Here is a 12,324-nt window from a genome sequence, read left to right as displayed (position 1 = left end):
TCAGTCCTCCAGCGTATCGAGGAAGTCGGCGGCGACCGCGGCAGGGGCCCGGCCGTTCACCGCCACGTCTCCATTGAGGCGCTGCAGGGTCTCGAGATCCAGCGCCTGGAAGACCGGCTCGAGCAGCGATTCGATCTCGGGGTAGGTCTCGAGCACCTGCTCGCGAACTACCGGGGCGGGCTGGTAGACCGGCTGCACCCCAAGGGTATCGTCCATGACCACCAGATCCAGGGCCTGCAGGCCGCCGTCGGTCCCGTAGGTCATGGCGGCATTCACGTCGCTGGTCTGCTGGGCGGCGGCACGCATGGTGGCCGCCGTATTGCCGCCGGAGAGTACCAGCAGCTGATCCTCGGAGAGCTCGAACCCGTAGGCCTCCTGGAAGGCGGGCAGCGCCTGGGGCGACTCGATGAACTCGGCGCTGGCGGCCAACTTGAACCTCCCACCGTCATCGAGATAGGCGGCCAGGTCCTCGAGGTTCTCCAGATCATGCTCGCGGGCAAGCTCACCGCGCACGCTGATCGCCCAGGTATTGTTGGCCTCGGCCGGCGTCAACCAGACCAGGTCGTTGGCCTCACGATCCTTCTCGCGCACCGTCTCGAGGGCCTTGTCGGCATCGTTCCATACCGGGCTATCGGTCATGTCGAAGAAGAAGGCACCGTTGCCGGTGTACTCGGGATAGAGATCGATCTCGCCGGTGATCAGCGCCTCGCGCACGATGCTCGTGCCGCCCAACTGGAGGCGATTTTCCACCTCGATACCGCCCTGGTCGAGGCGCTGCAGGATCAGTTGCCCGAGTACCGAGCCTTCGGTATCGATCTTGGAAGACACCACCACGGGATCCTGCGCCTGGGCTGACAGGGCGATGAAAGTACCGGCGACCAGGGCCGCGCAACGAGAGAGGGGACGGTTCATCATGTTCACCCGATTCCTTGTGAATGTATCCTGAGTATAAGGCCTGTACAGCTTGGCTGTCAGACCCCCCGATCAACGCCTGGACATCAGCATGACCCTAGCCGGAAGCGGACTCCTCGAGCATTGCCACCACCCGTTGGTTCGTGACCTGGCGTGGATCCTGCTGGCGCCTGACTTGATCGAAATACCCTGCTCGGGGCGCCCCTCGCGTGGCGAGTTGGGACTGGAGGATGACGACCGCCTGGCGGCCTGGCTGAACGCGCTGGAAGCGGCCCCCGGTGCACTGGAAGCTCACCTGACACCGGCGCTCAAGGGACGCATGGGGCTCTACCACGAGCGGCTCTGGCAGTTCCTGCTCGACGAGGCGCTCGGTACCCGGTTGTTGGGCCATAACCTTCGCATCCACCAGGGCAAGCGCACCCTGGGCGAGCTGGATCTGCTCTACTGTCGACGGGACGACCCCAACCCCGTACATCTCGAGGTCGCCATCAAGTTCTACCTGGGCCTACCGCAGGGGCCGGGAGCGCCCAATAGCCAGGCCCGTTGGATCGGTCCGGGTGGGGCCGACAGCCTGGCCGCCAAGCGCGAGCACCTGCACCGCCATCAGCTCAGGCTTGCCAGCTCCCCCGAGGCCCGTGAGACCCTGATGCAACTGCTGTCGCCACACTGGCCCGCCGAACGGGACTGCCCTGCGCCCACCATGGCCGTGCGGCTGGCGATACCTGGCGTCCTCTTTTACCCCTGGCATGCCCCCATGCCGGCCCCGCGGGAGGCCACCCTCGGCCACCTGAGCGGCCACTGGCTGTATGCACGGGACTGGTACCGGATGCGCGACGGCCTGCCCCGGGGAACCAGCGGCGCCTGGCTACACAAGCCCCACTGGCTCGCCCTGCCCCGCCGCGAGACGCTGCTGGGAGTTCGCGACCTCGAGGCTCGACTGGCGCAACACTTCACCGAACTGGCCTTTCCCGTCCAGTTAGCCCTGTGGCACATCGATATGGGTTGGCGCCGGGTGTTCGTGGTCGCCGATGACTGGCCACGGCAGATCCCCTTGCCGCCGCGACCCTAAGGCTCGCCACCTTGAGACAGAGAACAGGATCAACCGACGCGAAGGTCGTCGAGCAGGACATCAATCAGTTGCTCCTCATGAACTGCCCTGCCCCGTGCCTCCAGGACGGTGCGCAACCTGGGATCCCAGCGCGCTTCGGTCGGCCGTCCCGCCAAGGGCTTGCCGTCGAGATCCGCGTACCCCATGAGATCACCGGCTCCCATCCGCCAGGGTCGCATGGCAAAACGCTCCAGCAGGGCGTTGGCGATGCTGATGCCCGCCCAGTCGAAGTCGCCATGATAGTGAAGCACGGCACCGGCGGCCTCCAGTTGCTCCAGGAGAGTGAGCACGGCGGCACCGGGTCGGCCCCAGGTAGCGATCAGCGGCGCAGAGTCGGCCCCCAGGCGCTCGGCGGCCTCGGCCAGCACGGCGGGATTCTCGCAGACAAAGACGTCCCGTCCCGCACAGTCCCACTCGGTGGGATGACGCAACAGCTGGCGCAGGGTCAGCCAGGTCGGCTCCGCCTGCTGGCAGTAACGCGACAGGGCCTCATCCAGCGTCTGACCGGGGTGCACGGGCAGCCGCAAGGTCAGCACTGCACTGGTAATGTCACCGCCCATCAGCACGCCGGCATGGGCCCAGATGCTGCGCTCGTCGGGATCCACCCGGGCGACCCCGCCCCGCCAGTAGCGCGCCAGGGCCCGACGCACCAGGGCGGCCACCGGCCTGCCGGCATCCAGGCCATGGGCATCGCCCAGGCACTCCGCCGCCAGGGCACTCAGGCTCAGGCCCTGGACCGGCAGGCGCTCCAGCACGTCGAGCGCCTGCTCGAGAAGCGCTACGCCGCGCTGCTCGTTGCGCGCGGACAGTCGCTTGAGCAGCCCACCGGCCTGCAACGCCTCGAGCCAATCTCCCAGCCCCAGTGCATCTGCCCGCCGGCGATAGTCTGCGATGAGTGTGGCCCAGCGACGACTTGCCTCCTCTCGACGAGCGCGATCATCGACAAGAGGCCCGTCCAGCACCTCCAGGGCAACGCGAAGGTTCTCGGCCACCCCGGCGCGTGACAGCGCCTGAGAGAGGGCCTCCAAATCCACACTCAACGATTTCCCTTGGCGGGGAGACCGCCCGATCAGGCGTTCCACGGTCGCCCTTTCGGTCTCGCTGGCCCGGTTCAGGGAAAGCCGCCCGCCGCCATCTCGCAGAAGCTTGCGTGCTAGTTTCTGGCGCAGACGGACAAGCTCCGGACCACCCAGCAGACGCTGCAGACGCTCGGGATCCATCAGAACAGGCTGTCCATGCCGCCACCCGCTGATTCATCAGCCGCAAGGGGAACGGACTCGCGTGCCTGGGAGACCGGCTCCTCGTCGCGCACCCGGCGGCGCCCGTCCCACTGCCAGCGGGTGACGTGGACCGCATCGACCCCCTCGCGCCGCACCAGTTGGGCGATGGCCAGGCCCGGTACGTCCGGGTAGCAGCCCCACTCGCGCTCCGAGGTCATGATGGCATCCAGGTCGAACTGGGCCAGCAGGCCCATGCTCTTCGCTCGGGCGTCGTCGTCGATGCCGGCAAAGACCTCGTCGAGCATCACCAGACGCGGCGCCAGGTGATGGGCGCTGCTGTAGTGGCTGGCCGCGGCGGCAAACAGCGGCAGGGTGATCACCAGGGCCCGCTCCCCGCCGGAGGCGGGCCCGTAGGCCGGGCGCCACTGGCCGTTCTGGTGGCGGTCGACCACGAAGCGGTGCCAGAAGCGGTAATCCAGGGCACGCTCAAGGATCTCCTGCAGGGCGCCACCTTCGTCGCTGGCCCGAGCCTCCTCGATGCGCCGGCGCAGGAAATCACCCACTACCTCGCGATCCTCGGGGGACCAGGCGTCCAGCGCCTGGCGGCGCAGCCGCTGGCAGACATCGGCCAGTCCTGCGGGGGCCATCAGCCCGCCGGCACTCTGGCCTTCGCTCAGCGGCTCCCAGCGGATGCGCAGGCGCATGCCGGTGCTGGTGGGGCGCCTCTCCAGCTCGCCGTTCATTCTCATGACGTCGCGTTCGGTGGCGGTAATGCGCTCCTGGATATGGCTGGCCACCTCGTCGATCAGGTAGTTCTCCAGCAGCTCGCGCTCCCGGGCATTGAGCAGCGCCTGACGCTGGGCGATCTCCTCGTTCAACTGACGCGCCAGCGCATCGGGATCCTGGCGCCGTCCCTGGAAAACGATGCGCACCAGCAGCAGGTCGTCACGGGCCTCGGCCAAGCAATCGTGGCCTCCGCGCGACAGGACATCGGTGAGCAACTTGATATGCTCGTGCAGCCTGCCCTGGTGGGCATGCCAGCTGTCATCGTCGGCATTCAGGCGCGAGGTGGCTTGGACGGCGGCCCGGGCCAGGCGTATGGCAGGATCCGGCGCCCAGGAGGCGGGAGGCTCGCGTTCGGCGAAGGTGTCGGGGGCGGCGACGCGCAGCAGCTCCTCCTCGACCAAGGCACGGAAGGCATCGATGGCCTGGGCGCGACGCCCGTCCAGCTCGGCCAGGCGCTGCTCATCGTTGCCGACCTTCTCCTCGAAGCGCGCCACCTTGCCGAGCAGCTCGCTGTGGCGCTGCTCGAGCTCACGTTGTTCGCGCGTCAGCTGCTCGCGCTCCAGGCGAATCGCCTCCAGCTGGCGCTCCAGGGCCTGGACTTCGGCCCCCATGGACTCGCGCAGGGTATCCCGGCGCACCTCGGCTTCCCTGGCCTGCTCGGCGGCCTCGGTGTATTCACGCTGTGCCTGCTGCAGCGCCTCCCGGGCGGCCTCGGCTTCCTCGCCTCGCTCCCTATGGTTTCGCCGGGCCTCGTCTCTCGCCCTAAGCGCCTGGCAAAGCTCGCCGATGGCCAGTCGGTAGTCGCCCAGGGCGGTTTCGATCCGTGTGAGTGCCCCACGCTCGGCAGGCAGCCGCAGATCCTCGGCGGCCCGGTAAAGCTCGCCTCGCTGCGCTTCAAGCGACTCCCGGGCGCTGTCCAGCGCCCCCCGAGCCCGCTCCAGTCGTTCGGCCTGGAGATCACGGGCGCGACGAGCCGCCGCCTCGCCGGCATGGGCGTCGCGCAGTGCCTGGGCGGTAGGCCGCTGCCGCCACTCCTGCTCTGCTGCCGCGAGGCTATTTGCCAGGACCTCGAGTTCGGCATCTATATCGGCACGCTGATGGGCCAGCGCGGACAGTTCTTCCTCGATGGACGCCAGACGACGCAGCCGGGCGGCCTCCCGCGCCGTATGGCCGATATGCACCGCCGCCGGCTTGCCCCACTGGCCGCGCAGCGGCCCCAGTCGCCAGTGGCCTTGATCGCTGACCCAGGCGAAGGCCTCGGACTCGCCGCTGCCGATGCTCGCCAGCACGCGCTCGACCACCTCACGGGCCACCGGCGGCTCGCCATGCAGATCCGGGCAGAGCACGTCGGCCAGGCGAGTGCCCGACGCCTCGGCGTCGGGCACCAGCAGAGTGTCCCAGGTATCCGCCGAAAGCAGTTGGCCCTCGGGCATCAGCCAGGCGTCCAGCAGACCGGCGGCCTCCAGAGACGCCTCCAAACCGGCGCGCTGTTCGTCGGAAAGCTCGGGCTTGAAGTCCACCAGTTGCCAGAGCGGTGCGCCCGGACGCCCCTCGCGTACTGCCTCGCCACGAGTGTAGGGCGCGGGTGGCACTGATTCGCCACCGGCTTCCAGGCGAGTGCGCTCCTCCTCGAGCGCCTGGCGAGCCGTCTCGATCTCGTTGCCCGACTGCTGCAGGGTGAGACGCTGCCGGCCCAGGCATTCGCGCAGCGCATCCCGGGCTCGGGAAAGGCCCGCCTCGGCGGGATCCTCGCCGCTCAGGTGATCGCACCAGCCCTCGAGCTCGCCGAGCAGCGCTTCCGGGTCCTCGGGTGCCAGCTCGCTCAGCTGGGCCAGGTGATGGCGCCATGCCGCCTGCAACGATTCGGCCGCCTCGGCGCGGACCTCGATGGCCTCCTGCAGATCGTCCTCACGGTTGGCCAGGGTCTCTTCTTCGCGACGCGCCTCGTGCTCGGCCTGATGGAAACGCCGCTCGGCCTGTTCCACCTCGGCGAGACGCCCCTGCAGGTGCTGGACGCCCGCCAGGCGACGCCGCTGAAGCTCACGCAGCGACTGTTGCAGCGCCTCGCCATCGGCCGGGGGCTGTACCTCGAGATTTCCGACGTACCGATGATGTTCGGCGGCAAGCCCAGCGGCCTCGGCCACCCCGGCACTCTCCTCGCACCGCAAGCTCAGCACCTGGCAGGCCTGCTGCTGCGCCTGGTCGGCATCGCGCAGACGGGACTCGGCTCGTTCACCGTCGCGGCGCGCCCTCTCATGAAGTATCGCCTGCTTCTCGGCGTGCTGGGCACGTTGACGGGCCTGCTCGTCGGCATTGGCAAGCGCCTCCGCGGAGCGCATGGCCTCGCTGGCCTCAAGGGTCCGCTGCCGAGCGGCCAGGTCAAGCAGCTTGCCCTCCTGGGCCTGGCGCGACTCGGCCAGGCTATCGCGTTCGGCTTCGGCGGCCTCAAGCTCCTGGCGATCCTTGCCCAGTTGCACGCGATTGCGCTCATGGTCGGCATGAGCGCCGGTCAGGGTTTCAGCCCGGCGACGCACGGCGATGCCGGCATAGTGGCGATAGTGGTCCAGGAAGGCCTCCACCGCGCGGGCGGTCTCCTCCAGGCCCTGAATCTCCTCGCGATAGGCATCCAGGCTGCGGTAGGCCTCGGCGACCTCGCCGATCAGGCCGCGGCCCAAGGGCGGCAAGGCATCACTGAGCGCCTGGGAGAGGCGGTTGGGATCGGGCTTCTTGGCCAGTTGTGGCTGGCGCAACTGCAATAGCAGGTCGAGCAGGGCGCCGTAGCGCTGCTCACCCAGGTGGAAAAGCGCCTCGTCGATGGCACGCCGATAGTCGGCGGCACGATCGAAGAACTGGCCTTCGTTGCCCAACGCCTGGATCAACCGCTCGCGGCCGAGACTACGCCCATTCTCGACCAGGAAGAGATCATGCCCGACGCGCTGGGGCGTCGTGAAGAACCAGGAGCGTATCGGACGCCCCGCCACCGCCTTGAGGCCACAACCCACCGTGAAGGTCTCGGGCCCTGCGTCCCCCTGGCGGCCGAACTCCAGCCAGGTATAGCCCAGCCGCTCCTGGTACTCGCCGACCAGCAGGTTCCATTCCATGCGCTTGGCGCTGTCGCCATCGGGTTCCACCCGAGAGGGGGTCAGCTGGCCATCGAGCAGGAACGGCAGAGTCAGTGCCATCACCTTGGACTTGCCGGTGCCGTTGTTGCCGCGCAGCAGCAGGCGGCCGTCGTGAAAGTGGAAGGTCTCTTCGTCGTAGTAGAAGATCTCCACCAGGCCACAGCGCAGGGGCTGCCAACGCTGGCTGCGCGGTTCGGGAAGCTCACTCATCGCTAAAAGGATCCGCCAGGTCGGGTTGTCGGCTAGGTTGTCGCATCGATTGCCCGGAAAGTCGCTCGCCATCGTCGTCGGGCGTGGCCGCCGGCTGGACGCGGAAGCGCCCCAGGGCCGGCAGGGGAATGACTCGCTCGCCACGGCGTTCCACCAGGCGCAGCGCGGCGAGGCGCGCCAGGGTCTGACGGCACAGGCCATGAGCCGCACCCGGCTCGCAGGCCGCCTTGCGCCAGTAGCGGCGGAATTCCGTCTGCCAGCCCTGGATCCAGGCTTCCGCCTCGTCCAGGCTGACGCCATCGGCGCCCGCGGTGGCCAGCTGTTCGGCCATCAGCAGCGCCAGGTGTCCCTCGGTGCCTTCCGCCGGGATTTTCTCGTCGGTCAGCTCGCCGTCGGGATCCACAAGCGCCACCCCTTCGGCCCGTACCTCGGGCACCAGGCCGCTGGCCTGCTGGAGGCGACGCAGCATGACGCCGCGCTGGTTGGTCAGGTAGGCCGCCTCGTCTTCTTCAAGCTCCTGCCAATAGACCACGGGGTCATCCAGCAGACGCCGCGCCAGTCGATGTCGCAGCTCGCGATTGCGTCCCTCCGGAGTATCGGGGACGAAGGTCTCGGCCAGGGCATGCAGCCGCGCCTCCAGGTCGAGCTCGCTGTCTGCGCCGTTCAGGGCCACCAGCGAGGGCCCCCGCGAGGTGACCAGCAGCGCCGACAGCACGCGCCGATCGACGTCATAGAGCACGTCGCCATCCAGGCCGCGGCGCAGGAACTGCTCCTCGTCGCCGGCCACCCGCATCAGTACACCCAGCTCCAGCAGCAGACGCACCACGACCACCAGATCGCGGCGTGCTTCCTGATGGTCCAGGGTGAAGGCCATGCCGCTCTCGGCGAGTGCCGGATCGTTCACCGCCTGGCCCAGCCCCTCGCCCAGCCTGCCCAGGGTGATCTGGGCATCGCCACGCTCGAGGTCGGCCAGCAGCAGGCAGAAGAGCGCGTAGCGGCGGCGGTTGAAGGTCTTGCGCTGAGTACCCCGGCCCACCCGGGCCGGCCGGGTCGCATCACGGCTGTCGGCGGGTCGCTTGTGCAAACGCACGAAGTCGCGTTCGCTCTGCAGGTGCCAGCCGGTCTCGCGTGCCAGCCAGTCACGCAGGGTCGCGGCATGACGGCGCACAAGGGAAAAGGCAGTGTCGTCGGCGCGAATCAGTGGTCTGGCCAGCAACGCCCTCAGGGCGCGGCACTGCTCCTCCTGGCGCTGGCGCTCCAGGGTATCGCTCAGCTCGATCATGTGCTCGTCCCTAGTGCGCACTCCTCCAGTGCACTCTCCTCCAGATCGATGATCTCGAGGCGATAGTCGCGGCCGCTCAGGGCGCCGGCGGTGGTAAGGATGGTGGCGGAGGTCTCGGGCCCCAGCGGGCTCAGGGTCATGCGCAGGCCTCCATCCGCGGTCGTGGTGGTGACGGGCGCATCATCGCCCTGGCTTGCCGCCAGGGCATCCCCCAGCAAGTTGAGCAGCAGGCGAAAGGCGCCGTCATCCAGCTCGCCTCGCACACACAGGTCGGAGAGCCGCTCGGCGCCTCGCTCCACCAGCTGGCGACGCGCGGCGCGAGCGGCACTGGCCTCCTCGGCCAGTTGACGGGACAGCAGCTCGCGCTCCCGCGACCGGCTGCGCAGCCTGGGCGGAGGACCGGCCTTCTGATAGCTGCCGGTGGCGCGCAGGCGGGGCTGCACCTGCATCCCCGGCGCCTCGGCCCAGGGCGTGCTGGCCGGCACCGGTTCTTCCTGCCAGCGCTCGCTGGTCTCGGCGTCGATGACCAGGTGACGCGCCGGGGTCAGGCCGAAGGCGGTGCGCCACAGACGGTGGGCATCGCCGTCGTCCTGGCACTCCAGGAACCAGCGCGCCAGGGTGCGAAAGTCCGCCGAGCGGTCGCTGCGCGCCATGCGCCGCTCGTTGAGCCGAGCGACCATCTCCAGCAGCTGGGTCACCGATCGTCGCGCACTGCTGCGCAGCAGCCTTGCCTGGGCCTGGCGCCCCGGTTGATCGAGGAACCAGGCGCGCAGCCCCTCCCAGTGGCCGTGCCAGCGCCGCCAGGCCTCGGTGAAGGCGCGCTCGCGCTCGTCGCCGTCATCCGGCGACTCGCCGGGGGCCAGATCGGCCAGCTCCCGCTCGGCGGCCTGGCGCAGCAACTGCTCCACCGGAGCCACGCCGTCCTCACTATCGCCATCGAGGGTGCGGATCAGCTCGGCGATCTCGCCTGACGCGGTGGTCAGGTCGCCGAGAAAGCGCTCGATATAGCCGATCACCCGCTCCTTGTAGAGCAGGAAGGCATCGGCATCGCTATCCTGGCTCTCCAGGGAACGGTTCAGGCCGGTCATGAAGGCGCGGGCGTTCTCGGCTAGATCGGAGAAGACGCCGGCCAGGTCGCGCAACAGCAGCTGGCTCTGGGTGGCATCCGGCGCCTCGCTGCGTGACAACGCCAGCAGCGCCCGCAGGCGGGCACGGATATCCTCCAGCGCCACGCTCTGAAGGGCGCCGCGGCGGCCAAGCTCCTGGTCATAGGTGGCCAGCGCCGACTCAACCGCCTCGCCCTGGCGGGTTATCTGGTAGACGTAGAGGGCACGATAGTAATCCTCGACGCTGGTGACCCGGGCGTTGTCGCGCTCGGCGTCCAGGTTGCCCCAGGTGACCAGCTGCGTCAGCGCCGCCTGCACCGTGGCCAGTTCCCGTTCACCGAGCTGCTGCTGGACGTCCTCCGGACGCAGGTGCACCAGGAAGTGTGACTTGGCCTCGACGAAGGCGCGCATCACCTCGCGATAGAGGTCGGCCTTCTCGGCGGTGACATAGCTGAACGGGGTGTAGTCCAAGATCGCTCCCGGTTACTCGGTTGGCGCCAGTGCCTGCTCAAGCAGGCGCCGCTGGCGGGGCAACAGGCCCACCTGGAGTCCCAGTGGCTTGAAGACACGGTTCATGACATCCAGCGTGACATTGCCCTTATCACCCTCCAGGTCGGAGAGGGTACGACGACTGATACCGACCAGCTCGGCATAGCGAGTCTGGGAGAGCCCCAGCACCTCGCGACGCAGTGCCCGCAGCAATTGCCCTTCAGTCAGCTCACCGGCATAGCACTGCTTGAGCAGCGCCACCAGCGCCGCCTCTCGATCAGCGGGATTGCGTTGCTTCACAAGAGCCCCCAGCGGCCCAGCCTGTCGTTCAGCGAGCGCAGTCCGACCGCTGGCATGTCGAGAATACGCGAAGGTACGCCACGCGCTGCCAGGCGCTCATCCAGGCCTTCCAGCTCAATAGCGAGCTTTTGCAGTTCTCTCATCAGGTTCTCCGGCGCCACCAGATCAGCGAGAGAATCCGCAATACCATGCCAATCGAACTCCCCTCCCGCCTCGAGCGGCGGTCGCCACTGGGTTGTGCGCGTCACCCCCTCGGAGTCGGCCTTCATCGGGGCAAAATCATACACCGGCGAGAGCCCGATTCCTTCCGGACGCTTGAGCAGTGCCGTGTTACGACCATGATTGTCGGAATTGCCGAAAGCGACATTGAGCAGGTCCCGCTTGACCCATTCGATGACGAAGGCCTGACTGTCGAAAGTAGCGCCCAACTCTCGTACCCGATACTGGTTCTCCAGCAGCGCCACCAGTCGGCGCAGCGTATCGCCATGCCGGAGGAAACTCCCGGGTGCCGCTCCCATCAGCGAATAGACCGACTCAAGCCCGTAGCGAATCCAGGTCCCCTCGAGGTAGTGCATATCGAAGCGTGGCAACCAGAGTGAAGGATAACGCTCGCCCTCGATCAGGCGCATCTCTCGAGTGTTGATGGTCTCGACGTCCAGCGCGGCAAGTTCCTGATAGTAGTGGTACTCGGCCCGAAGGATGTCACAGTCATCATTGGACCGCCTGCCGCGAGGAAACTTGACCAGCATGGGTGTATCCTGCTGATGGCACTCTTCCTGCCAGGTATCGATCCAGACCCGCTCATCCTTGTCCAGCCGCAACAGCAACTTGGGGGCCTCCCCGCCGGCTCCCGTCGCCCCCCCGCTGGCGACCCCCATCTGCTGGGCGTATTCCAGGAAGTCCGTGTGGCGCTCCACCACATTGGATATAGGGAAGCGTCGCTCGCTGAGCGAGTTGTCAGCGGGCCTTTCGGGAACGGCCTCCTTGATACGTAGGTTACCCACCGGGGCGATGGTTCCCCTGGCCAGCAGATCCGCGTCCTGGCGGCCTTCAGACTGGTCTTGCAGGCCAAGAGTGTTCACCCAGAAGCGACGGCTGGCACCCGCCGGCATGATGTCTTCCAGGAAACCGAACCAGCGCGTCGAATCGTGGGTCAGCATCAGTTCCACGGGAAGAAGCAGGCTGCAGGCGTGGTGATCGTCGCGGAACATCCAGTCGACAGCATAATCAGGTTCATAGCGCAGCCGAGACGCGCCCCGCGTCCCGCGGTCGGGATTCGGCAACGCCAGAACCGCCGCATCATGCCAACTCTGGTCAAAATGTACCTGCAGCGTCAGTTCCAACACGCACCTCTGCGCACAATATTGCTCAAGAGCGACAACATATCATCTAATATGTGCAGGATAGGGAACCGCTGAACAATGCTGTTCTGGATAGTTGAAGAGCCAAAATGGCCCGATCATCGCTTCAGCGATCCCTACCTGACCACCTCAGGTGGTCTGTTTTACCCGACAGCCGGGTTATCCGGCTGCCAGGCCGGATTCAAGACACACTGACCCCGTCAACGCATCCCTGGCATCGTCCTGCCAACACCAGATTGCCGAGAGCAAACAGGGTGAACAGCTGCGCCTGGTTCTTGGCCAGCCCCTTGTAGCGAACCTTCCGATAGCCAAAGAGGTTCTTGATGACATGAAACGGATGCTCGACCTTGGCCCGGATACTGGCCTTGGTCTTCTCGATCACCAGCAGCAGCGTTTTCATGGGGCTGTCTTCCAGCTTCTTGATGGCG

At 67.3% G+C, this 12,324-nt stretch carries 9 protein-coding genes; 1 reads left to right on the top strand and 8 read right to left on the bottom strand.

The window, feature by feature from the left end; translation table 11 throughout:
• Complete coding sequence (gene osmF / locus BMY30_RS00045) at window positions 1-912, bottom strand: glycine betaine ABC transporter substrate-binding protein OsmF (protein WP_089709852.1); 912 nt, start codon at window positions 910-912, stop codon at window positions 1-3.
• Between the two features lie 91 nt (window positions 913-1,003).
• Between osmF and BMY30_RS00040 the strand changes: the two genes are divergently transcribed.
• On the top strand, window positions 1,004-1,981 hold the full coding sequence (locus BMY30_RS00040) for a DUF1853 family protein (RefSeq protein ID WP_089709529.1): 978 nt from the start codon (window positions 1,004-1,006) through the stop codon (window positions 1,979-1,981).
• Window positions 1,982-2,010: 29 nt separating this feature from the next.
• Here the strand turns inward: BMY30_RS00040 and BMY30_RS00035 are convergent, their stop codons facing one another.
• From BMY30_RS00035 to BMY30_RS00005, 7 genes are all read right to left on the bottom strand, one after another.
• The gene (locus BMY30_RS00035; protein WP_089709527.1) at window positions 2,011-3,240 is read right to left on the bottom strand and encodes a TIGR02679 family protein; all 1,230 of its coding nucleotides are present in this window, start codon (window positions 3,238-3,240) and stop codon (window positions 2,011-2,013) included.
• Window positions 3,240-7,358, bottom strand: coding sequence for a TIGR02680 family protein (locus BMY30_RS00030; protein ID WP_170840029.1), 4,119 nt, complete (start codon window positions 7,356-7,358; stop codon window positions 3,240-3,242). The genes BMY30_RS00035 and BMY30_RS00030 overlap by 1 nt, the downstream gene beginning before the upstream one ends.
• Window positions 7,351-8,640 carry a TIGR02678 family protein gene (locus tag BMY30_RS00025; protein WP_089709522.1) on the bottom strand — a complete coding sequence of 430 codons (1,290 nt, stop codon included), beginning with the start codon at window positions 8,638-8,640 and terminating at the stop codon, window positions 7,351-7,353. The genes BMY30_RS00030 and BMY30_RS00025 overlap by 8 nt, the downstream gene beginning before the upstream one ends.
• Window positions 8,637-10,217 carry a TIGR02677 family protein gene (locus BMY30_RS00020; RefSeq protein WP_089709520.1) on the bottom strand — a complete coding sequence of 527 codons (1,581 nt, stop codon included), beginning with the start codon at window positions 10,215-10,217 and terminating at the stop codon, window positions 8,637-8,639. The genes BMY30_RS00025 and BMY30_RS00020 overlap by 4 nt, the downstream gene beginning before the upstream one ends.
• 12 nt (window positions 10,218-10,229) lie before the next feature.
• Window positions 10,230-10,535 carry a helix-turn-helix domain-containing protein gene (locus BMY30_RS00015; RefSeq protein ID WP_089709518.1) on the bottom strand — a complete coding sequence of 102 codons (306 nt, stop codon included), beginning with the start codon at window positions 10,533-10,535 and terminating at the stop codon, window positions 10,230-10,232.
• Complete coding sequence (locus BMY30_RS00010) at window positions 10,532-11,881, bottom strand: type II toxin-antitoxin system HipA family toxin (protein ID WP_342027769.1); 1,350 nt, start codon at window positions 11,879-11,881, stop codon at window positions 10,532-10,534. The genes BMY30_RS00015 and BMY30_RS00010 overlap by 4 nt, the downstream gene beginning before the upstream one ends.
• Before the next feature lie 196 nt (window positions 11,882-12,077).
• A partial coding sequence (locus BMY30_RS00005; protein ID WP_139195439.1) for a transposase occupies window positions 12,078-12,324 on the bottom strand: 247 nt, incomplete at its 5' end.

The organism is Halomonas daqiaonensis (assembly GCF_900109725.1).
Lineage (GTDB): Bacteria > Pseudomonadota > Gammaproteobacteria > Pseudomonadales > Halomonadaceae > Halomonas > Halomonas daqiaonensis.
Note: the sequence above shows the minus strand (reverse complement) of the source record. Positions and strands in the feature narration are given on the sequence as shown.